This is a genomic window from Neorhizobium puerariae (genome assembly GCF_042429745.1).
GTDB classification, from domain to species: Bacteria; Pseudomonadota; Alphaproteobacteria; order Rhizobiales; family Rhizobiaceae; genus Neorhizobium; species Neorhizobium puerariae.
Genome location: NZ_JBHMAA010000008.1, coordinates 197,639 through 220,827, shown reverse-complemented (window position 1 = coordinate 220,827; position 23,189 = coordinate 197,639). Strand labels below are relative to the sequence as shown.

Annotated in this window: 23 protein-coding genes; 11 read left to right on the top strand and 12 right to left on the bottom strand. The window is 63.9% G+C overall.

Features of this window, described 5'->3' with window-relative positions:
- Window positions 1-2 precede the first annotated feature (2 nt).
- The 6 genes from ACFFP0_RS06395 (at window position 3) to ACFFP0_RS06370 (ending at window position 5,775) form a co-directional block, all read left to right on the top strand.
- Complete coding sequence (locus ACFFP0_RS06395; RefSeq protein WP_377257776.1) at window positions 3-905, top strand: sugar phosphate isomerase/epimerase family protein; 903 nt, start codon at window positions 3-5, stop codon at window positions 903-905.
- Between the two features lie 67 nt (window positions 906-972).
- Window positions 973-2,205, top strand: a complete 1,233-nt coding sequence (locus tag ACFFP0_RS06390; protein WP_377257774.1) for an ABC transporter substrate-binding protein — start codon at window positions 973-975, stop codon at window positions 2,203-2,205.
- 115 nt (window positions 2,206-2,320) lie between these two features.
- Complete coding sequence (locus tag ACFFP0_RS06385; protein WP_377257772.1) at window positions 2,321-3,223, top strand: carbohydrate ABC transporter permease; 903 nt, start codon at window positions 2,321-2,323, stop codon at window positions 3,221-3,223.
- Window positions 3,220-4,047 carry a carbohydrate ABC transporter permease gene (locus tag ACFFP0_RS06380; RefSeq protein ID WP_377257770.1) on the top strand — a complete coding sequence of 276 codons (828 nt, stop codon included), beginning with the start codon at window positions 3,220-3,222 and terminating at the stop codon, window positions 4,045-4,047. Before ACFFP0_RS06385 ends, ACFFP0_RS06380 begins: the two co-directional genes overlap by 4 nt.
- Window positions 4,044-5,117, top strand: a complete 1,074-nt coding sequence (locus ACFFP0_RS06375) for an ABC transporter ATP-binding protein (protein WP_377257768.1) — start codon at window positions 4,044-4,046, stop codon at window positions 5,115-5,117. Before ACFFP0_RS06380 ends, ACFFP0_RS06375 begins: the two co-directional genes overlap by 4 nt.
- Before the next feature lie 307 nt (window positions 5,118-5,424).
- Window positions 5,425-5,775 carry a hypothetical protein gene (locus ACFFP0_RS06370; RefSeq protein WP_377257766.1) on the top strand — a complete coding sequence of 117 codons (351 nt, stop codon included), beginning with the start codon at window positions 5,425-5,427 and terminating at the stop codon, window positions 5,773-5,775.
- Between the two features lie 159 nt (window positions 5,776-5,934).
- On the opposite strand, the gene ACFFP0_RS06365 is transcribed toward ACFFP0_RS06370, so the two are convergent.
- From ACFFP0_RS06365 to ACFFP0_RS06350, 4 genes are all read right to left on the bottom strand, one after another.
- Entirely contained in the window at window positions 5,935-6,555 is a 621-nt protein-coding gene (locus ACFFP0_RS06365) for a helix-turn-helix domain-containing protein (RefSeq protein ID WP_377257764.1), read from the bottom strand.
- Complete coding sequence (locus ACFFP0_RS06360; protein WP_377257762.1) at window positions 6,545-6,730, bottom strand: hypothetical protein; 186 nt, start codon at window positions 6,728-6,730, stop codon at window positions 6,545-6,547. Before ACFFP0_RS06360 ends, ACFFP0_RS06365 begins: the two co-directional genes overlap by 11 nt.
- Window positions 6,731-7,074: 344 nt before the next feature.
- Complete coding sequence (locus ACFFP0_RS06355) at window positions 7,075-7,263, bottom strand: hypothetical protein (RefSeq protein WP_377257760.1); 189 nt, start codon at window positions 7,261-7,263, stop codon at window positions 7,075-7,077.
- A gap of 452 nt (window positions 7,264-7,715) precedes the next feature.
- Window positions 7,716-8,765 carry an isopenicillin N synthase family dioxygenase gene (locus tag ACFFP0_RS06350; protein ID WP_377257758.1) on the bottom strand — a complete coding sequence of 350 codons (1,050 nt, stop codon included), beginning with the start codon at window positions 8,763-8,765 and terminating at the stop codon, window positions 7,716-7,718.
- On the opposite strand from ACFFP0_RS06350, the gene ACFFP0_RS06345 reads away from it, so the two are divergent.
- The 4 genes from ACFFP0_RS06345 (at window position 8,764) to ACFFP0_RS06330 (ending at window position 14,045) form a co-directional block, all read left to right on the top strand.
- On the top strand, window positions 8,764-9,009 hold the full coding sequence (locus ACFFP0_RS06345; protein ID WP_377257756.1) for a hypothetical protein: 246 nt from the start codon (window positions 8,764-8,766) through the stop codon (window positions 9,007-9,009). The two genes, ACFFP0_RS06350 and ACFFP0_RS06345, sit on opposite strands and share 2 nt — an antisense overlap.
- 78 nt (window positions 9,010-9,087) lie before the next feature.
- Window positions 9,088-9,645, top strand: a complete 558-nt coding sequence (locus ACFFP0_RS06340) for a TetR/AcrR family transcriptional regulator (protein ID WP_377257754.1) — start codon at window positions 9,088-9,090, stop codon at window positions 9,643-9,645.
- A gap of 105 nt (window positions 9,646-9,750) precedes the next feature.
- A complete protein-coding gene (locus ACFFP0_RS06335) occupies window positions 9,751-10,890 on the top strand; it encodes an efflux RND transporter periplasmic adaptor subunit (protein WP_377258732.1) in 1,140 nt (379 codons plus the stop codon).
- Entirely contained in the window at window positions 10,890-14,045 is a 3,156-nt protein-coding gene (locus ACFFP0_RS06330; RefSeq protein WP_377257752.1) for a multidrug efflux RND transporter permease subunit, read from the top strand. The genes ACFFP0_RS06335 and ACFFP0_RS06330 overlap by 1 nt, the downstream gene beginning before the upstream one ends.
- Before the next feature lie 174 nt (window positions 14,046-14,219).
- Here ACFFP0_RS06330 and ACFFP0_RS06325 read toward each other — a convergent pair whose 3' ends face one another.
- The 8 genes from ACFFP0_RS06325 to ACFFP0_RS06290 form a co-directional block, all read right to left on the bottom strand.
- Complete coding sequence (locus tag ACFFP0_RS06325; protein WP_377257750.1) at window positions 14,220-14,429, bottom strand: hypothetical protein; 210 nt, start codon at window positions 14,427-14,429, stop codon at window positions 14,220-14,222.
- 315 nt (window positions 14,430-14,744) lie between these two features.
- The gene (locus tag ACFFP0_RS06320) at window positions 14,745-14,972 is read right to left on the bottom strand and encodes a hypothetical protein (RefSeq protein ID WP_377257748.1); all 228 of its coding nucleotides are present in this window, start codon (window positions 14,970-14,972) and stop codon (window positions 14,745-14,747) included.
- Between the two features lie 91 nt (window positions 14,973-15,063).
- Complete coding sequence (locus ACFFP0_RS06315; RefSeq protein WP_377257746.1) at window positions 15,064-15,759, bottom strand: TfuA-like protein; 696 nt, start codon at window positions 15,757-15,759, stop codon at window positions 15,064-15,066.
- Window positions 15,756-16,907 (bottom strand): YcaO-like family protein, encoded by a 1,152-nt coding sequence (locus tag ACFFP0_RS06310; protein ID WP_377257744.1) that lies wholly within the window; start codon window positions 16,905-16,907, stop codon window positions 15,756-15,758. Before ACFFP0_RS06310 ends, ACFFP0_RS06315 begins: the two co-directional genes overlap by 4 nt.
- A 20-nt stretch (window positions 16,908-16,927) precedes the next feature.
- Complete coding sequence (locus ACFFP0_RS06305; protein ID WP_377257742.1) at window positions 16,928-17,146, bottom strand: hypothetical protein; 219 nt, start codon at window positions 17,144-17,146, stop codon at window positions 16,928-16,930.
- A 26-nt stretch (window positions 17,147-17,172) separates the two neighbouring features.
- Window positions 17,173-18,987 carry a peptide antibiotic resistance protein gene (locus ACFFP0_RS06300; RefSeq protein ID WP_377257740.1) on the bottom strand — a complete coding sequence of 605 codons (1,815 nt, stop codon included), beginning with the start codon at window positions 18,985-18,987 and terminating at the stop codon, window positions 17,173-17,175.
- Window positions 18,988-18,999: 12 nt separating this feature from the next.
- Complete coding sequence (locus ACFFP0_RS06295; RefSeq protein WP_377257738.1) at window positions 19,000-19,440, bottom strand: helix-turn-helix domain-containing protein; 441 nt, start codon at window positions 19,438-19,440, stop codon at window positions 19,000-19,002.
- Window positions 19,441-19,628: 188 nt separating this feature from the next.
- Window positions 19,629-20,543 (bottom strand): hydrogen peroxide-inducible genes activator, encoded by a 915-nt coding sequence (locus ACFFP0_RS06290; RefSeq protein WP_377257736.1) that lies wholly within the window; start codon window positions 20,541-20,543, stop codon window positions 19,629-19,631.
- 211 nt (window positions 20,544-20,754) lie between these two features.
- Here ACFFP0_RS06290 and katG point away from each other — a divergent pair, with 211 nt between their 5' ends.
- Window positions 20,755-22,938, top strand: coding sequence for a catalase/peroxidase HPI (katG, locus tag ACFFP0_RS06285; RefSeq protein ID WP_377257734.1), 2,184 nt, complete (start codon window positions 20,755-20,757; stop codon window positions 22,936-22,938).
- Window positions 22,939-23,189 lie beyond the last annotated feature (251 nt).

Genomic DNA, 23,189 nt, shown 5'->3' with positions numbered 1-23,189 from the left:
CAGTGAGCAACCCGGCCAAATCCATCCGTATCGGCACCATGATCCGCGGCACCAAGGGGGGCGCGGCGGAGCGCATCGCCCAGATCGCCGACATGGGGTTCGAGAGCTTCCAGCCGTTCTTCTGGCAGACGACCAACGGTCAGGACCTTGCCGAACTCGGCAAGCGCTGCCGTGACGCCATCGGCGACCGCGACATCGCCATCCAGGCGCTCGGCATGTTCGGCAATCCGCTGGAGGAGACCGACATCGACCGGCAGACGCTGCAGGGCTGGAAGGATTGCATCGACAACGCCCACCATTTCGGCGCCACCTGCGTCGCGGGCTTCACCGGACGATTGCGGGGGCGGCCAATCCCGGAAAGCCTGCCGCGCTACCGCCAGGTCTGGAGCGAGCTGGCGCGGCGGGCGGCGGACAAGGGCGTCAGGATCGCCTTCGAGAACTGCGCCATGGACGGCAACTGGCAGACCGGCGACTGGAACATCGCCCACAATCCGGACGCCTGGGAGTTGATCTTCAACGAGACGCCGGACGACAATATCGGCCTCGAATGGGAGCCGTGCCACCAGATGGTCTATCTCATCGAGCCGCTGCCGCAGATCCGCAAATGGGCGCCGAAGATATTCCACGTCCATGGCAAGGACGCGACCATCCGCCGGGACGTCATCCGCGAGCACGGGATTTTCGGCAAGCATCCCTTCGTCTTCATGCGCACGCCGGGTTTCGGCGATACGAACTGGACCGACGTCATTTCCGAACTGCGCCTCGCGGGCTGGTCGGGCTCGATCGACATCGAGGGCTGGCACGATCCCGTCTACCGCGACGAGCTGGAAATGACCGGGCAGGTGCATGCGCTGAACTATCTGAAGTCCTGCCGGGGCGGTGATTTCGTCATCGACCCGGTCTGACGCAACCGCTCGCCTGTTGCGGCCTGGAGGAGGCCGCCGCCGGGAGCACAACCTGAAGGAGGAGAGCATGGGTATTCGCAAATTGGCCCTGATCGGCGCGCTCGCGGTTGCCGGCGTGTCGGCGTCTTATGTCTCGGCCCGCGCCGAGGATGTGAAAATCACCGTCTGGTCGCTCGACCGCGACATTCAGCCGGCTCCGAACCTCATCAAGGATTTCAACACCCTGAAGACCGGGATCACGGTGGAATATCGCCAGATCCAGTTCGACGACGTGGTGAGCGAGGCGATGCGCGCCTATTCGACCGGGCAGGCGCCGGACATCATCGCCGTGGACAATCCGGAACATGCATTGTTTTCGTCACGCGGCGCGTTCCTCGACCTGACGGACATGATCGCGCAGTCGAGCGTCGTGAAACCGGCCAGCTATTATCCCGGCCCGCTGAAGTCGGTGACGTGGAACGATCGTTATTTCGGCGTGCCGAAGGCGACCAACACCATCGCGCTCTACTACAACAAGGACATGTTCCGGGCGAAGGGGCTCAATGCGGACAAGCCGCCGCAGACCTGGGCGGAACTGGTCGATATGGCCCGCAAGCTCACCGATCCGGCGAAGAATGTCTACGGCATCACCTTCTCCGCCAAGGCGAACGAGGAGGGAACCTTCCAGTTCCTGCCCTGGGCGCAGATGGGCGGCGGAGGCTATGACAAGATCAACGCGCCGGGCGCGGTGAAGGCGCTCGAGACCTGGAAGACGATCATCGACGAGAAGCTTGCTTCCCGCGACACGCTCACACGCAGCCAGTGGGATTCGACCGGCACCTTCAATTCCGGCAATGCGGCGATGGCGATTTCCGGCCCCTGGGAGCTGGACCGCATGGTGAAGGAAGCGAAGTTCGACTGGGGCGTGGCGCTGTTGCCGCTACCGGAGCCGGGCGCCAGGCGTTCGTCGGCCATGGGCGACTTCAACTGGGCGATCTTCGCCAACACGAAGCACCCCAGGGAAGCCTTCAAGGTGCTGGAATATTTCGTCTCGCAGGACAACCGGATGTTCAAGGACTTCGGCCAGCTTCCGGCCCGCTCCGATCTCGCCATCCCGCCGACCGGGCAGCCGTTGAAGGACGCCGGCCTGAAGGTCTTCCAGGAGCAGTTGAAATACGCCCAGCCGCGCGGGCCGCATCCCGCCTGGCCGAAGATCTCCAAGGCGATCCAGGACGCCATCCAGGCGGCGCTGACCGGCCAGATGAGCGCGCAGGAAGCTCTCGACCAGGCCGACAAGAAGATCAAGGCCGTGCTTGGTTAAGCCATCGGGCCGGCTTGTCGTGAGACAGGCCGGCACCTGACCTTTCCTCCCGGCCGGGGTCGTCGCGCTTGCCGCGCGGCTCCGGACCGGAAGGCGGCGCCGATCCGGAGGTTTCATGAGACGATTGCTCCTTTCCATCAGCGACGGACGCGGTTTCGATATCGGCCTCGTCTCCGTGCCGCTTGCCTTCCTGTTCGCGATGGCGGGCCTGCCGCTCATCTACAACATCGTGATGAGCTTCCAGGAGGTGGACATGTTCAGCCTCGGGACGTTCGCGCGGCCGTTCGTGGGGTTCAGGAACTACGTCACCCTGTTTTCACTGCCCGAGACCTGGCCGATCCTCGGGAATACGGCGATCTTCGTGGTCGCGTCGATCGCCGGCCAGTTCACCATTGGTTTCGCGCTGGCGCTGTTCTTCTGGACCGGGTTTCCCGGCTCCTCCTGGCTGCGCGGGCTGTTCCTCGTGTCCTGGGTGATGCCGGGGCTGGTCGTCGGCGCCCTCTGGAACTGGATTCTCTCCGGCGATTTCGGCGTGCTGAACTACCTGCTGCGGGACTGGGGCGTCATTTCCGGCAATATCTTCTGGCGGTCCGATCCTGCCTTCTCCCTCTGGGCCGTGGTCATCGCCAATATCTGGCTCGGCATTTCCTTCAACATGATCCTGCTTTCGGTTGGCCTCTCGGCCATTCCCCAGGACCTTTACGAGGCGGCCGAGCTCGACGGCGCCAACGTCATCCAGCGGTTCTTCACCATCACCCTGCCGATGATGCGCTCCACGATCGGCGCGATCGTCTCGCTCGGCCTGATCTTCACGCTGCAGCAGTTCGACCTGTTTGCCGCGATCACCGCCGGCGGTCCCAACAATTCGTCCAACGTCGCGCAATACTGGGCATGGGACCTGTCCTTCCGCCAGTACGACTTCGCGCAAGGGGCGACGATCTCCGTCATCATGATCGTCTTCGTGATGTTCGCGTCGGTCGTCTATGTCCGTTCGACACGGCACGAGGTGCGCGGATGAGCCTTGCCCTTCGCGACAAGTTCATGCTGGTGGCCGCCCTCCTGCTCGCGGCGGTCTACCTCTTCCCGCTCTACTGGATGTACGCGACCGCGCTGAAGACCGGGTCGGCGATGTTCGCCTCGCCGCCGTCGTTCTGGCCCTCCGATCCGCAATGGAGCATCTACGGCTCGGTCTGGGAAAGCCGCAATGTCGGCCGCTATCTCTGGAATTCGCTGGTCATCGCCTCCGGCGCCGTTTCGCTGATCGTCATCCTCGGCACCGGCTGCGCCTATGTTCTGGCCCGCTATCGCAACGTCTGGGTGGATATCGGCCTGTTCCTGATCCTGATGCTGCAGGTGCTGCCGGCCTCGCTGATGATCACGCCGATCTTCGTCGGCTTCTCGCAGCTCGGATTGCTGGACTATCCGCGCACCGCCGTCATCCTGGCGATCGCGGCGAAAAGCATGCCTTTCTTCGTCGTCCTGGTGCGGGCGACCTTCATGAGCGTGCCGATGGAGCTGGAGGAGGCGGCGCTGGTCGACGGCAATTCCCGCTTCGGGGCTTTCTTCCACATCGTCCTGCCGCTCGCCCGCAACGGCATCCTCGTCAGCGCTATCCTGATCTTCATGCAGGCCTTCGGCGAGTTCGTCTATTCGAAGTCGATGATCCAGGCGATCGAATTCCAGCCGGCGAGCGTCGGGCTCAATTCCTTCATGGGGCCGAACACCAACGAGTGGAACAACATCATGGCCTATGCCGCGATGTATGTGACGCCGATCCTTGCCATTTTCGTTCTCTTGCAACGCCGGATCGTGTCCGGCCTGACGTCGGGAGCCCTCAAATGACCGAGCACCAGATCGAGTTGACAGGTGTCAACAAATATTATGGAGCCTATCATGCCCTGAGGGATATCGACCTGAAGATCCGCAAGGGCTCCTTCGTGGCGCTCGTCGGCCCTTCCGGCTGCGGCAAGTCCACGCTGCTGCGCTCGCTGGCCGGGCTCGAAACCATCTCCGCCGGCGACCTTGTCATCGCCGGCGCCCGGATGAACGGTGTGCCGCCCCGCAAGCGGGATCTCGCCATGGTCTTCCAGTCCTACGCGCTCTATCCGCACATGACGGTGGAGGAGAACCTGACCTACAGTCTCAGGATGCGCGGCGTCGGCAAGGCGGAGGCGAAGCGCAAGGCGGAGGAGGTGGCGACGACGACTGGCCTTTCGAACCTTCTCGGGCGTTATCCGCGCGAGCTTTCCGGCGGCCAGCGGCAGCGCGTGGCGATGAGCCGGGCGATCATCCGCAATCCCAAGGCCTTCCTCTTCGACGAACCGCTCTCCAACCTCGACGCGGCCCTGCGCGTCCACATGCGCAAGGAGATCCGGGCGCTTCACGACCGGCTGGGCGCGACATCGGTCTATGTCACCCATGACCAGATCGAGGCGATGACCATGGCCGACCACGTGGTCGTCATGCGCCAGGGCGTCATCGAGCAGCAGGGCGCGCCGCTTGAACTTTACGACCGGCCGGCAAACCAGTTCGTGGCGGGCTTTATCGGGTCGCCGGCGATGAATTTCGTGCCCGCCGTCGTGGCGGAGGACGGACATTCGCTGATCCTCGATCTCGGAACGCCGCACAAGGTCGACGCGCCGGCGGCGATCGCGCCCGGCCGGGCGCTGGTCGTGGGCATCCGGCCGGAGCACCTGCAGCTTGCCGGCGAGGCGGACGCGACGCTCCGCCTGCCGGTGGGGGGCGTGGAAAGCACCGGCGCCGTGACCTATGTCGCGACCGCGACGCAGCCGGAACTGGTCGTCGTGCTCAACAGCCGCGTGCCGCTCCATCCGGGAGAGGCGATTCCCCTGCATCTCGACCCGTCCCATCTGCACCTTTTCGACAAGGAGACGCAGGCGCGCCTCAATTGAAACGCCGACGGCCGCACCGGCTGGCGCAGACGGGTGGCTGTCCGGGGACTTCCGCGCGCGGATTCGTTTTCTCGCGGCCGCGGCCCGGCGCCTTGCCGGAAACGAGCCGGCGAGGGCGGAGGCTTTCCAACATGGTGGAGGGAAATCCGTTATAACAGCGGGATCGAACAGGTTTCGGTGTCGGTAATCCGTTCTATTGGAGGAAAAATATCAGGTATGTTTTTCTCTGTTGATCGGATTCCTTGGTTCTTTTATCGCCATCTCAGCCGATGCTTGAAATCAATCGATGCTGATCCGGAGAGAGACCATGAACCCCGCCATGAACATGATGCCGATGATGAATGCCATGAACCCGATGATGGGCGCGATGAACCCGATGATGGGTGGAATGATGCCGATGATGGGCATGCCCATGATGAACAACATGATGATGCCGATGATGGGCGGCATGCCCATGATGATGCCGATGATGATGATGGGCATGATGAAGTGCACCATGACCGCCGAGGGCATGGTCTGCGAAATGAAGCCGATGGAAGGCATGGACAAGGACATGTTCATGGATTGCTGCAAGCGCATGATGTCCATGATGTCCGGCGGCATGCCGATGATGATGATGTGCGGCGGCATGATGATGTGCTGCACGATGGCCGCCTGAGAAGCGAAGCCTGCCGTTGGAGCGCGCGCGTCCGGATGGACGAATGAAGGACGCTCCAGCCTCTTGAATCGACGCAGCGTGCTTTCCGAAAGCCGGTTCCGGTTTCCGGGCCGATGCCGCCAGTCTCAGAAAGCCCGCTCCCGAGCGGGCTTTTTCGCATCACACGCGGACTTCTTCGGGGTAGGTCGTCACGAGGTAGAGGATCGCTTCGGTGCCTGTCATGTTCCGGTAGATATGCGGCACGTCGGCTTCGAAGAGGATGGCGTCGCCTTCGCCGAGGATATGCGGCGGCTGCCTTCCCGCGATGATTTCGACCGTGCCCTGGGCGACGACCAGGTTCTCGACCGTGCCGGGGTGATGCGCATCGGCATTTTCGGCATGGTGGGGGGAAATCCTGAGTTCGTAGAATTCCACCTTGCGTTCGCCCTCGAAGGGAAAAAGCGCCCGTGTCTGGAACCGGCCCTCGGAGGACGAGAGGATTTTCGATCTGGCCCGCGTTATGCAGATGATCGGGCTGCTTTCGCGGTCCGCGATGAGGGCGGCGCAGGGAATGTCGAGGGCGGCGGCGATCTTGGACAGGATGCTGAGGGTGGGGCTGCTCTTGCCGGTCTCGATCTGGCCGAGCATCGCGCGGCTGACGCCCGCGATCTTCGCCAGCCTGTCCAGGGAATAACCGCGGCGGGTGCGAAGACGGCGGAGGTTCTGCCCGGTACGGGTGGTGATTTCGTCGGCGCCGTCCCGGCTATCGCTTTCGAAGGAAAGCGGCCGCTCAGGCACCATGTGCCGCAACACCCATGGCCATGACCGGGACGATCCCCCAGAAAGGCACCCACATCAGCACTGGATGCATGACGAAAGACGCCTGCGTCTCCGTGGTCCGCGCATCGTGCGCCGGTTTGTTGCGTGATTGCCGGTAGGCCTGCAAGTCGATGATTTCCGCCGTCTGCGCTGGCATCGTGGACTCCGAGAAAACTGTAGAAAGACTATACATTTGCTGGGCGGAAGGGCAGGCCGTGTCATCCAATCGTCACCGCCCGGGGGAAATCTTATACCAAGGATGAGCCCCGCCGCGGGAAAGCCTTTTAGGCCGTTCCATCGACGCTCCGGTCAGGCCGGCATGCGCCGGATTCCGGAGAGCGGGAGCCGGTTTCCTCTCACCCGTCGCAGGCATCGGAGCCTTCCTGCCGGAAGGCGGCTTTCCGGTGCCATGCCCGATGGACGATACCGTTTCCGGCCGGCCTTGCGGTCAGCCCTGCCACCGTTGCCGGATGCGATGTTTCACGCACCGGCATCCAGCCGCTAGGCGGCAAGTGCCGCGAGGGGATTGAGATGGTCGTGGATGGCGGCTTTCAGTTCGCCGACGCTTGCAAAATGGCGGTTGTCCAGGTCGATGACGTGGAATTTCACGGCGATGAACCGAAGCCTGCCGTTGCTGGGAACGGCGATTCCGACCGGTATGCCGCCGTGTTCAATGACTTGTCTGTGCATTTTCGCTTCTCCGCCCTGTGGGGCCTGATCTCGGAATGTTTTCGGGGCTCGCGCCGGAGGCCCGCATTCGGGACATGGAGAAGCGACAACAAGCTGCGCGCGAAAGGTCGATACGGCTTCCTGCCGAGAATGTCGGTAATGTGGAAAATCCAGCCATATCATTGGTCCCTTGCGACCTTGTTTTCTACAAAAAGCATATATTAATCTGTGGGAAGATCAACCTGCGGATTGTCGGTTTCGAGAAGAAAAATCTATAATTTTAGTATTACGGCCCCGCGATGGGATAAAAAACCCGCGGTGCGGCTTTGGTCAGGATGGATTTTCCCTGTCCTGGAGATCGGGGCATGGTGGCGACGGCGCCGGCAATGTCGAACGGGGCCTTCCGGCCCCGGCCCCGTTCCTGTTATTGTTCCAAAGCTGTGTCCGGATTGCGCCTCTCGGCCGCGACCCCGTCACGCCGGTGGCTGTTCCGGCGGCAGGAGGTCGGCGTGGTGCGCGCGCGCCACGTCCGGGTGGGAGCGCAGGCGGCTTTTCAGATGGTTCTGGCCGACCTCGCGGAAGATCGGGTTCAGCGGATCGACCGAAATGCCGCGCTCGGCACGCTTCAGCTCGTCCGGCAGTTCGATGACCGGGATGACCGCGTCGTAACGCGAGCCCAGGAAGAAGGCGACGGAGAAGCGCTCGACACCGGCCGGCGGGGCCACGACATCGTGCACGTCGGCGCGCACGAAGCCGTTGGTCGCGAGTTCCAGCAGTTCGCCGGTGTTGACGACGAACGTGCCGGGGATCGGCGGGACGTCGATCCAGACGCCGTCTTCCGTGCGGACGCGCAGGCCCGGCGTCACGTCCTGAAGCAGGACGGTGACGAAGCCGCCGTCCTTGTGGGCGCCGACGCCCTGGTCGCTCCCGGCGACGTCGCGGCCGGGATAACGGATGATCTTCAGGAGTTGCGAAGGCTGCGGTTCGTAGATTTCGGCGAAGGCGTTTTCCGGCTGGCCGAGCGCGGTGGCGATCGCTTTCAGGATGTCGATACCGATCCGGGTGACCTCGGCCTGGTAGGCCAGCAGCAGGGGCTTGAGCTCCGGCAGGGCCTCCGGCCACTGGTTCGGCCCGAGCAGGCGTTTCCAGGCGGGCGTATCGGGGCCGATCTCGACGGCCGTTCCCTCCGTGTTGATGTCGAGCTGTTCCCGCCAGTCCTGTTCGCCCCGCGTGCGCTCCTGGCCCGCGCGGTTGTAGCCGCGGAAATGGCGTGACTTGACCATTTCGATCTTCAGCTTCTCCTCCGCCGGCAGGGCGAAGAAGCGCTTTGCCGTCGCGGTCACGTCATCGATCAGCTTCGGATCGACCCCGTGCCCCCTGAGGTAGAAGAAGCCGTGGTCATGGAGCACCGTGCGCAGTTCGGCAACGAAGGCCTGCCGCTCGCCCGGCGAGGCACGGAATCGGGAGAGGTCGAGCACCGGCAGCGATGCCTCGGTCTCGACCGGCGTTGCGTGAATGGTCATGAGCCTGTTCTCCATGCGCAGCTTCATCGGACGTTCCGCGGCGGCGGCTTCGCGCGGGCGGATCGTGGCCTACACGCTAAAGTCTATGAAATTTCTGGACAAAGAAGATAATGGCAAAGATCGCGGCGCCCTTAGAATGGTTTTGCCGCGCCGGCTGGAAAAACGGGAACGGGGCCGGAAAGCCGGCATGCGCTCCGCGCGGGTTTCCTATGCCACACAGCGGAAACGCGAAATTTCCACTTGATAAAAGATCGAACGTTCGTATAAGTATCCAAATTACAGAACGATCGTACAGGAACCCCTTTCCATCGAAGGAGCGGCTTTGGCGCGGGACAGGAAGATCACGGTTGACGACATACTCGATGCGGCGGAGCGGGTCGTAGTGCGGCTCGGCGCGGCCGGGCTGTCGATCGACGCCGTCGCCAAGGAGGCGGGCGTCAGCAAGTCGCGCGTCGTCTACGATCACAAGTCCAAGGCAGGCCTGCTCGAGGCCCTGATCGACCGGAAGATCGAGGCGGAGAAGGTGAAAACGCTCGCGGCCGTGGAGGCTTGCAGGGATACGCCGCACCCGGAACTCTTCGGAAGGATTGCGCTGGCGACGGATGTTCCGAGCGAGACGGACACCGCCGTGGCGCTTGCCGTCAGCGCTGCGATGTCGAGCGAGGGGGAGCTGCGGGATCATACGCGCGCATGGTTCGCGGAGGACCTGAACGCGATCCGGGCGACGGACAGGCCGCAGGCGGCCCTGCTCGCCTATCTCTGTCTCACCGGGTTCACCTGTCTCGAACTGTTCAACTTCCATCGCTGGGACGAGGCGGAGCGGGCCGTGATCCTCGAAGGCATAAGGATGATTTTCACCAGCCTTCCCGAACCCGGCTGATTTCCACATATTGCGACCCGCCACCGGCGGGTTCGAACCCCAACTGACCTGCAGGTGATTGGAATGAAAGAGTTTGCCAGATTGCGGCCGTGGCGTAGCGCCTGGATGCTGGTCGCATCGATGTTGATGATGACGGGCGGTCCCGCCTTCGGGCAATGGGGCGAGATGCCGCCCCCGGCCGTCAGCGTCCTGACCCTGCAGGAGCGCGCCGTTCCGGTGGTCAGCGAATTGCCCGGCCGCATCGCTGCGACGCGGGTTTCGGAAGTCCGCGCGCGCGTTTCGGGCATTCTGCAGGAACGCGTGTTCGAGCAGGGCGCGCTCGTCAAGGAAGGCGACGTGCTCTACCGGATCGATCCGAAGCTGTTTCGCGTTCGCGTCGCCAGTGCCGAGGCGGCGCTGCAGAAGGCGAAGGCGACGCGCGCCAACGCCCAGCAGCAGCTCGAGCGGCAGAAGACGCTCCGGGAGCGCAATGTCGCAAGCGGCATCGAATACGACACGGCCGCGGTGACGCTCGCCCAGGCCGAGGCCGACGTGGCGGCGGCCGAAGCCGCGCTCGACGAGGCGAAGATCAATCTCGACTATACCGAGGTGCGTGCGCCGATCACCGGGATCATCGGGGCGGCGCTCGTCACCGAAGGCGCGCTGGTGACCGCCGACGGCACGCAGAATCTCGCGCTGATCCAGCAGATCGATCCGGTCTATGCGGATTTCACCCAGTCCTCGTCGCAATTGCTTTCGCTCAAGCGCGCCGTGGATGAAGGCAAGCTCGAAAGCCCGGCTCCGGGCCAGGCACGCGTCGAGCTCGTCTTCGATGACGGAAGCGTCTATTCCCAGCCCGGGCGGCTTCTCTTCGCCAGCGCCATGGTCGACGCGACCACCGGCCGGGTGACCCTGCGCGCGGAATTCCCCAACCCGAAGGGCGATCTGCTTCCCGGACTGTATGTTCGCGTCAGGGCAGAACAGGCGGTTCGCCAGGGGGCGATCGCCATTCCGCAGCGCGCCGTCGTCCGCTCGCCGGATGGCAAGGCCCAGGTCTATGTCGTGACCAAGGATGCGACCGCCGAGCTTCGCAAGGTCGAACTCGGCGAGGCGATCGGCAATGAATGGGTGGTCGAAGCCGGGCTGAAGAACGGCGAGCAGGTCATCGTCGACGGGGCCCAGAAGGCGCAGCCGGGCGGCAAGGTCGTTCCCGAACCGCTTGCCGCCGACGCTTCGCCCGCACAGTCCGACAAGCAGGTGAAGTGATGGCCCAGTTCTTCATCGGCAGGCCGATCCTGGCCTGGGTTTTCGCGATCTTCATCTCGCTTGCGGGCGTCATCGCCCTGCCTTTCCTGCCGGTCGCGCAATATCCCAAGGTCGCGCCGCCGCAGCTTACGGTCTCGACCAACTATCCCGGCGCCTCGCCGCAGGAAATCTATCAGGGCGTGACGCGCCAGATCGAGGAAGAGCTGAACGGCGTGGACGGCCTGATGTATTTCGAATCCACGTCCGACGCCTCCGGCTACATCACCATCACCGTGACGTTCGCGGCGGGAACGGATATCGACCAGGCTTCGGTGGACGTGCAGAACGCCATCCGCCGCGTCGAACCGCGCCTGCCGCAGTCGGTGAAGTCGCAGGGCATCAATGTCGAGGAGGCCGGGGCCGGCTTCCTGATGGTCGTGTCGCTCAACTCGGCCGACGGCCAGCTCGATGAAGTCGCGCTCGGCGACTACATGACGCGCAACGTGCTCGGCGAGCTTCGGCGCATCGAAGGCGTCGGCCGCGTGCAGCTTTTCGCCGCGCAGCGCGCCATGCGCGTCTGGATCGATCCCGACAGGATGGTCGGCCTCAATCTCTCGACGGCCGATATCAGCGCCGCGATCGCAGCCCAGAACGCGCAGGTGGCCGCCGGCCAGATCGGCGCCGCGCCCAACCCCGTCAGCCAGGATCTGACGGCGACCGTGCTGGTGCAGGGGCAGTTGAGCAATCCGCAGCAGTTCGGGGACATCATCCTGCGCGCCAACCCGGACGGATCGACCGTTCGCCTCCGCGATGTCGCCCGTATCGAGGTGGGCGCGGAGACCTATACCTTCGCCAGCCGCCTGAACGGCCAGCCCACCGCGGCTGCCGCCGTCCAGCTCTCCTCGACGGGCAATGCCGTCGCGACCGCAGCGGCCGTGAAGGCCAAGATGGCGGAACTGTCGCGGTTCTTCCCGCAGGGTATCGAATATTCCGTGCCCTACGACACGAGCCCGTTCGTCTCGGCTTCCATCGAGAAGGTCATCCACACCCTGATCGAGGCGGTCATCCTCGTCTTCGTGGTGATGTTCGTGTTCCTCCAGAACTTCCGGTACACGCTCATCCCGACGCTGGTGGTGCCGGTCGCATTGCTCGGCACGCTGGCGGTCATGCTGGCGACGGGCTTCTCCATCAACGTCCTCACCATGTTCGCCATGGTGCTGGCCATCGGCATTCTCGTCGACGATGCGATCGTCGTCGTCGAAAACGTCGAGCGCATCATGGCCGAAGAGGGCCTGTCGCCGAGGGAGGCGACACGCAAGGCCATGGGGCAGATCACCGGCGCCATCCTGGGCATTACGCTGGTCCTTGCCTCCGTCTTCGTGCCGATGGCGTTCTTCCCCGGCTCGACCGGCATCATCTATCGCCAGTTCAGCCTGACGATGGTGGTCTCGATCCTGTTCTCCGCCTTCCTGGCGCTTTCGCTGACGCCGGCGCTCTGCGCCACGCTGTTGAAACCCATCCCCAGGGGGCACCATGAAAAGGGCGGCATCGCCGGCTGGTTCAACCGGAGCTTTACCCGCCTGACGAACGGCTATTCCAACCGCGTCATGGGCATGGCCCGCAGGGCCGGACGCATGATGGTGGTCTATCTCGCGCTCGTCGTCGGGCTCGGCTACATGTTCGTCAATCTTCCGGGCGGCTTCGTTCCGAACGAGGACCAGGGCTTCCTGATCGTCGACGTGCAGGGCCCGCCGGAGGCAAGCCGCAACCGGACCCTCGCCTCGCTGGAGCAGATCGAGAAGGTGTTTCGAGCCGAACCGGCCGTCGAGAACATCGTCGCGATCCAGGGGTTCAGCTTCTCCGGCACAGGCCCTAATGCGGCGCTGGTGTTCGTGACGCTGAAGGACTGGGCCGAGCGCGGCGAAGGCAACAGCGCGCAGGAGATCGCCAATCGCGCCAACATGCAGCTCTTCGCGCTGAAGGATGCGACGACGTTCGCGCTTTCCCCGCCGCCGATCGAGGGCTTCGGCACGTCGAACGGCTTTACCTTCCGCCTGCAGGATCGCGGCGGCAACAGCCAGGCCGCGCTGAATACGGCGGCCGGAGAACTGATGGCGAAGGCTTCGCAATCCGGCCGGATCGTCGGTGTCCGGCCGGAGGGAATGCCCGACGCCGCGCAGCTTCTGCTGGTCATCGACCGCGAGAAGGCCAATACTTTCGGCGTCACCTTTGCCGATATCAACGACACCATCACCGCAAACCTCGGATCGGCCTATATCAACGACTTTCCGAATACGGGCCGCATGCAGCGCGTGATCGTGCAGGCGCAGGACAATGACAGGTTGCAATCCGAGGACCTCCTGAAGCTGAACGTTCGCAATGTGCATGGCGGAATGGTGCCGCTGTCGTCCTTCGCGATCTCCGAATGGCAAAAGGGGGCGGCCCAGATCGTCGGCTATAACGGCTATCCGACCGTGCGCATCTCCGGCGAACCCGCGCCGGGCGTCTCCTCGGGCGCCGCGATCGCGGAGATGGAGCGGCTCGCCTCCGAGCTGCCGGAAGGCTTCGGCTTCGAGTGGACCGGTCAGTCGCTGGAGGAGATCACCTCGGGCAACCAGGCGCCGATCCTGTTCGGGCTCAGCATCCTGTTCGTCTTCCTGCTGCTGGCGGGGCTCTACGAGAGCTGGTCGATCCCCCTGTCGGTCATGCTCGTGGTGCCGCTCGGTGTCATGGGGGCGGTGCTTGCGGTGATGCTGCGCGGCATGCCGAACGACATCTACTTCAAGGTCGGCCTGATCGCGATCATCGGGCTCTCGGCAAAGAACGCCATCCTGATCGTCGAATTCGCCAAGGACTACTTTGCGGAAGGCAAATCGCTGGTCGATTCGGCGGTGGAGGCCGCGCGTATCCGGTTCCGGCCGATCATCATGACGTCGCTCGCCTTCACGCTCGGCGTCGTCCCGCTGGCCATCGCCACCGGGCCGAGCGCCGCCAGCCAGAACGCGATCGGCACCGGCGTGCTCGGCGGGATGATCTCGGCGACGGTGCTGGCGATCTTCTTCGTGCCGGCTTTCTTCGTCTTCGTGCTGAAGCTGTTCCGGGTGAAGTCGCAAAAGACCGGGGCCGGCGCGGAAAACCCGGCCTCGCAACCCGCCTCGCTCCCCCACTCGACCTGAGTGGGGGCCGATCCCGTGCGGCAGAACGGGCCGAAGCCGCCGAAGGTCCGACGCCGCTCCGGGTGGCCTTGGCTGGCGCGTCAAGCGCCGGCCAAGGCTCGTCCAGGCACAGGGAAGCGCGTATCGTTTGTAAATTCAATATGTTATGGCGCGCTCATCCGTTCGCGCGGCGACTCAGGTCAGCAGGTAGAGCAGAATCCCGATGCCGCTTGCCCAGAGCCCGCTCAGAAATACCAGAGAGACGAGGATCGTCTTCATGTTCACTCCAAGCCACCGCATCGGGCGCGAATTGTAAGCTCCTGCCAGCGATGCGAGCGCAGGCAGCCGAAGGACATAGGACGACGGCCCCCCTTCGGCGGAAGCCGTCTCTGATATTCCGGCCATCATGCCAGTCTCATCCGACTTCATTTGTGAGCCCTTCGCTGCCGCGACCTCTCATCGGCCCCGGCGACGTTCCGGTGATTTGACGGGCAACTGTGGAAATTTACTGACCATTCGCTAAACTTGCCAACCGAACTGGACCTCGGCACAGCCATTATGACAGTTCCACTGCCGCAGGTCCGCCCCAAGCGGTTACCCCACACTGCGGTAAGGGCTCGACGCGCTCTGCCCATGACGCTCGTCGAGCCCTTCGTGTGCCGCCCCTTGTACGGTTTGGCAGCAGCAACAACCGGGCTGGCCCCGAACGCGGTATTCGCACTACTGGTAGCGCCGGCCGGTCGGTTCGCCTGATTTCCCTGCTGCGGCGACGTCCATATCGATATCACCGGTCAGCTCCTTGGTGATTGCTTCCAGCGTGACGGAAAGCCCCGCCTCCACCTCGCCCGATCTCAGGCCGCGCGCCGTTTCACGCGCATAGATCACCAGTCTCGCCAGGGCGACGAGCTCTGCTTCCCTGTCAATGTTCTGCAATTCCACGCATGCCATGCCATCACCCCCGAAGCGATGCACATAACCTAAAGCTATTTTAGTACCATATGGCGTGACAACACCGTGACACAACGTACGGCTGATAAAATCACCCATCGCGCCAGAGGGACGTCCGGTTGAACGTGAAGGCGGGTTCGCCGGAATGCCCGGTCGCCCGGCCCAGACCGTCGAGCAGCGCAATGGCGTCCGCCCGCTTCTGGTCGACGTAGTTGTCGCGGAGAATGCCCGGCAATTCGGAGGCGCGGGGGGCATCGATCTCCGCACAGCCCGCCACGACCGCTTTCCAGGAGCGATCCTTGAAAAACAGGGATCGCGCGCTTTCCGCGAGCCAATGCGTCTCCCGGGCGGAGGCAAGGCCGCGGTCGCGGAGCCGCGCGAGCGTTGCGGACGCGTTGACCATCGGAACGGTGATCGCAACGTATCCCAGCTCCTCCGGCCCGTGCAGCAGAGCCACGTCCGCGTCATCGACCAGGGTTCCGGCCAGGTAGGCGTCGAATATGGCGCCGACGCCGGTCATTCCGAAAGCGTGACATTCCGCGGCCCTGAGGGCGCCCATGCTCGCCGCGCCGAACATCGCGACACCCTTCGAAAGGCCATAGAGAATTTCCTTGTGCCATACCGGGGCGGCATATTCGAAAGCGCCGTCGATCAATCCGATGGCCTCGGCGCCTTCATCGACCGCCAGCCGCACGTCTCCCTGCAGCGCCGGCGGCCTGATGACGATATCATGCGCGACGAAGCGGTTCGCGTCCGGGAGGCTCGGACCGACGAAGACGACCTTCATGATGCAAACGACGCCGCGATCGCCCTGTCGCCGAATCGCTGCCGCCGCTCCCCTTCCGGATTTTCCAGTTCGGGCACCAGTATCCTGGCGACTGCGAAGGGCAGATCCGGCCCGCTCAATCGAACTGCGATCGCCCGCGTCACGCCGGCGCGTTTCAGGTTCAGGCCGATCCCCTGGAGATCTTCGGGGCCGGGCGCGGGCGGCCTGCCGGAAGGATCGGCGCAAAACAGCCGCCGCAGCCGCTCGGGCAGGGACCGCCTGTAGGTTTCGTGGAACACATCGTCCCGTGCACCGCTGATATGGGTGACGCGGGATTGCGCCGCTTCGGTCAGCGCGCGCACGGCCGCGCGTTCGGGGAAAGGATGGGCGCCGCAGCCGAAGGTCACGTCCACATAGCGGGGCGCACGGGATGCCAGTGCGTTTTTGGCCGCAAGGAAAGCGGCGATGCAGGGTATGCCGATATCGCTCGTGACGTCGAACAGGCGCAGTGCGACGCCCGCATCCTCGATCATCGCGACGAGCGCGTTGACGTCGTCGTCTTCCAGCGCCTTCGGATCGAGGCATCTGGAATGCTGCCTGGCTTCCGGAAGCACCTGCCAGAGGACATGGGCATCGCGTTCTATCCGCTCGAGGAGACCGTGGAAAACCGCCTCGTCGTGGGTGTTGCCCGATGCGAGGCCATCGGAAGACTGCCAGTACCGGCAGTTCGGCAGGGTCCGGTCCAGCGAAACGGCTTCGAAGGGAACATGGACGCTGTCGCCCGTCAGGAGATCCTCGCCGGCCGCGAATGCAACAGGCTCGCCGTCCGACGGGAGCGACCCGTTCCGGGCAAGAAGCGGCGCGAGCAACTCCACCCGCCCGCCGGCATTCCGAAGAGCCGATGCGGACGTCCGATTCGTCGATATCCGGGGATCGCAGGCGACGGCCCGTTCGAGAGCCTCCATGGCGGCCGAGGTTCTCGCGGCTGAGTCGGTCAGTCCCTTGCCCTGTGCGACGACGATCGATTTGGCGTTTGGCGTATAGGCGCACCAGACCGGAATGCCGATGTTATCGAGGCCGGTCTGACGGCCCAGGCGGGTGATCCCGAACGTTTTCAGCCAGGGACGCACCCGCTCGAAGGTCTCGTCAGGAGAGCATATGCGCTCCATGACGTCATGCCGTCAGTTTCTCAGCCATCGAATACGCCGGAGAAAACCTGTTCGGAGGAGGAAACGGCGACGGCCAGGTCGACATCCTTGACGACGGTCCCGCCTGCCTTCCTGAGATCGTTCGCCGCGGCGAGCGGTCCGGAAGAGGGCGGCTGGATGGGCTGTACGGTTCCTGCGTCGATATCCGCCAGATAGAGCTGATCGTCTCCGGGCAGTCCAATCACTACAACTTTTGCCATAACTTTGATCCCTATTGGTTAGGCACTTAAAACCCAGCTTTGAGAAGGCCCTCGCGATAGAGGTCCTTTTGCCATTGCTCCCTTACCGGAAGCACTGAAAGCCATTTGTCCAGATCGAAATGAGGATTCAGTTCCTGCGCCTTGCGGCGATGGGCGCGCGCCTTCCCGGCATCGCCGGCCATCGCATAACTCGCTGCGAGCAGCCGCCGGGCCGAAGAGGAGTCGCCCATACGGTCGATATAGCTGATTGCCTGATGGAATTCACCCAGGAAATAGCTGGCGCCCGCCGCAATCCAGAGATAATCGTCGGGGCATATCGGATTGAGGGCGATCGCCTTGGTGATCTTCGCCAGCCCGTCGGCGGGCCGCGATGCGTGAACCAGGGCATCGGCATATCCGCAAACCGCGTCGGCAAGATGCGGGCTCAGTTCCTCCGCCCGGTCGAATGCCTCGAGGCTTCTGTCGACGTCGCCGAGATAGAGCCTCGACAATCCGAGCTCCCTGTGGGCCGACGCCAGTTCGGGCTCCAGCACCACCGCCTTTTTCGCGGTCTCCTCCGCCTGGACCAGAAGTTCGCTCTCGCCCTGCGCGGTCAGGACCCATTCCCAGGAATAGGTCCTGGACAGGCCCGCCAGCGCGGGCGCGAAATCGCGGCGCATCCTCAGCGTCTCCCTGAAAGCGTTCCGCGCCCGGCGCACGTCGGGAAGCGTGAACCTGTGGAGGTGCTGCGAGCTTGCGAGATAGGACCGGTAGACCTCCGGGTGAGCCCGGTAGTCGGCGAGCATGATCTCGGTATGCTGCAGGTGGCTGCCGATCGCCGCGACGATCATCTGCGCCACCTGCTTGCGATGGGAGGCCAGCGAGCCGGGCCTGAGGCTGAAGCGCTCGGCCCAGAGAACATTGTCCGACGGAAGGAAGATCATCTGGACGAAGAGGCCTTCGCTGCTGATGCTCGTATCGATGACGTAGGAGATGGAATGTCTCTCGAGCTGCGCGATCTTGTCTCCGTCCTGCCGGATGCGGGCGGCCGTGTAGGGGGCGACGACCGCCACCGTCCTCAGGGAGCAAAGGCTGATGGTGATGTCTTCCAGCAGCGCGCGGGCGGGATAGGCGGAATTCTCTTCCGCTTCCGGGGGCGGAAGCAGAACCAGCCGGGGCAGTTCCGGCGACATTGCCGGGGGCGCAACCGCCGTGGCGACGGGCAGGGCAAATTCGGCGCCGCCGGCATAGCGCGCGATGCTGTTTACCCCTCCGCCGTTCCGGTGGGCCTCGACCAGCAACTCGCGAATGGCGACATCGTTCGGGTCGCGTTCGAGAAGCTGCTTTGCGCTGTCCTTGATGATGGCCCAATCGGGCCGGCCGGCCGCTGCGGCCTGCGCGTCGATGGAGACCTCCCGGAAGATCTCCCATTGCGCCGACCTCTGCTTCTCGGCCCATGCCCTCAGCCCGGGCGGCAGGTTGGGTTCGTCCAGGAACTGACGCGTCAGGAGCTTCGAAATCGCCCTCAGCCGGGACAACGGTTCGGGACCGGCGGAAAAGACGGAGAAATCCGCCTCGACAGGCTCTGCGGAGAGGCCTGCGGTCGAGGCGGTGAAATCGAGCGGAACCGGCCAGCCGTCCGCGGTGCATTTACGCACCCGCTCGATCATCTTGCGGAAGTTGATCTTCGCGGATTCCTGATCGCCTGCCCAAAGCAGCCGCGCGAGATAATCCCGAGGCAGCTGGGCTTCGCCGCTTGCCAGTATGTAGCACAGGGCAAACAGCGCCTTCTGTGGTAAAGGCACTGTTCCCTTTTCGTCATCGGCCAGCCAGAGGCCGCCGAATGTCACCAGCCGAAGCAACGGAAATATCCGCTAACCCGCGGAGCGTGGGTCCGTTTGATCGTGATCCACTTCCGTCGGACGTCCCAGGGACTTGACCAGCTGGACGATGTTCTGGCGCAGTTTCGCATTCGCGACCCTCTGGAACGCGAGATTGAGCTCCATTCCCTCCTTGGTCGCCAGGAAGGCGGCCACGGCATCCTCCGCTTGCATCGCGGGCTTGCCATCGGCCAGCGGCGAGCCGTTCGGCGCATCGGTGAAGAAGTAACTGACGGGTACGCCCAGAATGGAGGCGATGTGCTGGAGGCGGCTGGCACCGACCCGGTTGCTTCCCTTCTCGTATTTCTGCACTTGTTGAAAGGTGATCCCAAGACCGTCGGCCAGTTTCTCCTGAGACATCCTCAACATGGCGCGTCTCAGCCGGATTCTTGAGCCGACGTGTACATCGATTGGGTTCGGTTTCTTTTGATCCATTGCGGTAGCCTCCAATATGAACACACACTGATATAAACTAAGGGCACATGCAACTCTTGCTGGAGAATTTTCGCTTAGGAGAAATACGTAGCGACACGCCGCCACGGCCGGGGTCCCGATCCGTGCGGGAACGATCGGCGGCATGGCGTTTCAATTGATTCCCGATTCCGTGGTGATCCCTTGGCCTGTCATCGGGCGGCAGGCCGTCCGCGCATGGTGTCGGCCGACTGGCGGACCACGTCCGAGATCCGCAGGAACTGTTTGACCAGGGGCGTCGAATTGCGCCAGATCATCCCGACCGTCCGCGATGGCCGGGGAGGCTCGAAGCGGGAGATCGAAACATGCGCCGAGCGCATTTCCATCGGCACCGCGATTTCCGGGATCAAGGTGATGCCGATGCCGGCGCTGACCATCTGGACCAGCGTGGACAGGGAACTGCCCTCCATGACCTCGCGCGGACGGGCCGCGCCTATCTTGCAGAACGACAGGGCCTGGTCGCGAAAGCAATGGCCTTCCTCGAGCAGAAGCAGCCGCATTTCGCGCAGCGCCTCGCGTTCCGGGGTCGGCTTGCCCTCGTCCTCGCGCCGGCGGACCAGCACGAACTCCTCCTCGAACAGCTTGAGCTCGCTGAGCGAGGGTTCGGACACGGGCAGGGCGACGATGGCCATGTCCAGCTCGCCCTGCACCAGTTCCTGGACCAGCTTTCCGGTCAGCGTCTCGCGTATGTCGATCTGAATACCCTCGAATGTCCTGTTCAGGTCGTTTATGATCGCCGGCAGCAGGTATGGCGCGATCGTTGGAATGATGCCGATGCGCAGGTGCGCCAGGAAAGGCGCCCGCGAGGCACGCGCCAGGTCTCCCAGTTCGTCCACGGCGCGGAGAATGTCGCGGACGCGCAGCGCGAAAGTCTGGCCGAAGGCCGTCAGCTTCACCTCTCTCGCGCTTCGCTCGAAGAGTTCGCTGCCCAGCTCCTGCTCGAGTTCCTTGATCTGCATCGACAATGCAGGCTGGGAAATCGCGCATGCCTCGGCCGCGCGCCGGAAGCGTCCGCCCCGCGCCAGGGCTTCAAAATAACGAAGCTGTTTCAGTGTAAGGTTTTTCATAACTCCAGCTTATCGCAGCGATCAGTAAATCCAACTTAAATTTATGGACGCCTTCCGATATGAAAGTTGCAGGGGAGGATATGCGCTGGCTTGATCGTGCCTTCAACGAGGTGGGGCGACAGCCGAAGCGGCGCAGCTGAACCGGGCAAATTCGGGAGGCGGCGCTTCCTTTTGGACGGCAGACAATCGAAGCAACGAAGGAGATAAAGTCATGGATGCGAAATCTAGCGAGAATGCCGGCAAATGTCCCGTGGCGCACGCGCCCGGCGGCAGAACCAACCGCGACTGGTGGCCCAACCAGCTGAACGTCCAGATCCTTCACCAGAATTCCGGCCTCGCCGACCCCCTGGGGAAGGCGTTCGACTATGCCGAGGAGTTCAAGAAGCTCGATCTCGACGCGGTGAAGAAGGACCTTCATGCGCTGATGACGGATAGCCAGGACTGGTGGCCGGCCGACTTCGGTCACTACGGCGGCCTCTTCATCCGCATGGCCTGGCACAGCGCCGGCACATACCGCATCACCGACGGCCGCGGCGGCGCCGGCCAGGGCCAGCAGCGTTTCGCCCCGCTCAACAGCTGGCCGGACAACGCCAACCTCGACAAGGCCCGCCGCCTGCTCTGGCCGATCAAGCAGAAATACGGCAACAGAATTTCCTGGGCCGACCTTCTGATCCTCACCGGCAACGTCGCGCTCGAATCCATGGGCTTCAAGACCTTCGGTTTCGCCGGCGGCCGTGCCGACGTATGGGAGCCGGAAGAGCTGTTCTGGGGGCCGGAGGGCACCTGGCTCGGCGACGAACGCTATAGCGGCGAACGCGAGCTCGCAGAGCCCCTCGGCGCCGTGCAGATGGGCCTGATCTACGTCAACCCGGAAGGCCCGAACGGCAATCCCGATCCGATCGCCGCCGCCCGCGACATTCGCGAGACCTTCGCGCGCATGGCGATGAATGACGAGGAGACCGTGGCGCTGATCGCCGGCGGCCACACCTTCGGCAAGACGCATGGTGCGGGCGATCCGTCGCTCGTCGGCGCGGAGCCGGAAGGCGGTGCGATCGAGGACCAGGGCCTCGGCTGGAAGAGCACGTTCGGCACGGGCGTCGGCAAGGACGCGATCACGGGCGGCCCGGAAGTCACCTGGACGCAGACGCCGACGAAATGGAGCAACTACTTCTTCGAGAACCTGTTCGCCTACGAATGGGAGCTGACCGCGAGCCCGGCCGGCGCCAAGCAGTGGGTTGCGAAGAATGCCGAGGCCTCCGTTCCGGACGCTTTCGACCCGTCGAGGAAGAAGCTGCCGACCATGCTGACGACCGACCTGTCGCTGCGCTTCGACCCGGTCTACGAGAAGATCTCGCGCCGGTTCCTCGAAAATCCGGACCAGTTCGCGGATGCCTTCGCCCGCGCCTGGTTCAAGCTCACCCACCGCGACATGGGTCCGAAGGCCCGTTATCTCGGCCCGGAAGTGCCGGCCGAGGACCTGATCTGGCAGGACGTCATCCCGGCCGTCGACCATCCGCTCGTCGATGACAGGGATGTGGCCGACCTGAAGGCCAAGGTTCTCGCAACCGGTCTTTCCGTGCAGGAACTGGTTTCGACGGCCTGGGCTTCCGCCTCGACCTTCCGCGGTTCCGACAAGCGCGGCGGCGCCAACGGCGCGCGCATCCGCCTTGCCCCGCAGAAGGACTGGGAGGTCAACCAGCCGGCCCAGCTCGCCAGGGTTCTCGGCGTTCTCGAAGGCATCCAGCGGGGCTTCAATGCCGCCCAGGCCGGGGGCAAGAAGATCTCGCTCGCCGACCTCATCGTGCTTGCCGGCGCGGCCGGTGTCGAGAAGGCGGCGAAGGCAGGCGGACAGGACGTCACCGTGCCGTTCACGCCGGGTCGCACGGATGCGTCCGACGCGCAGACGGATGCCGCATCCTTCGCGGCGCTGGAGCCTCGCGCCGACGGTTTCCGCAACTATGTGAACGGCAGCCGCAAGCAGTTCATGAAGCCGGAAGAGGCTCTCGTCGATCGCGCCCAGTTGCTGACGCTGACCGGACCGGAACTCACGGTCCTCGTCGGCGGCCTGCGCGTGCTGAAGGCCGGGCAGCCGGAACATGGTGTCTTCACCTCACGTCCCGAGACGCTGACGAACGACTTCTTCGTCAACCTGCTCGACATGGGCACTGTATGGGCTCCGGTGGCCGGCAAGCAGGGCGTCTACCAGGGGACCGACCGCAAGACGGGCGCCGCCCGGTGGACCGGCACCCGCGTCGACCTGATCTTCGGCTCGCATTCGCAGCTTCGCGCCTTCGCGGAAATCTACGGCCAGTCCGACGCCGGGGAGAAGTTCGTGAAGGACTTCGTCGCCGCCTGGAACAAGGTCATGAACGCCGACCGTTTCGATCTCGCCTGATCGACAAGGCTTCTTGCCCGGCCGCAGCCCATCAGCCGCGTCCGGGCATTTTATGGGAAATTCCCTCCTGCCGGGCATTGCTGCGGAGGCATGGTGCTTGTTGCCCGGTTTGCCGTCATAGGCATCGTCCATGGTGAACTATCCGATCCGGGCCGCCAATCGGGTCGAGCGAAGAGGTCTCCGCATCTCGGTCGATCCGGCAATCGGCGATGATCTCCGTCGCGCGACCCCGACGCCTTAAAACTATTCCG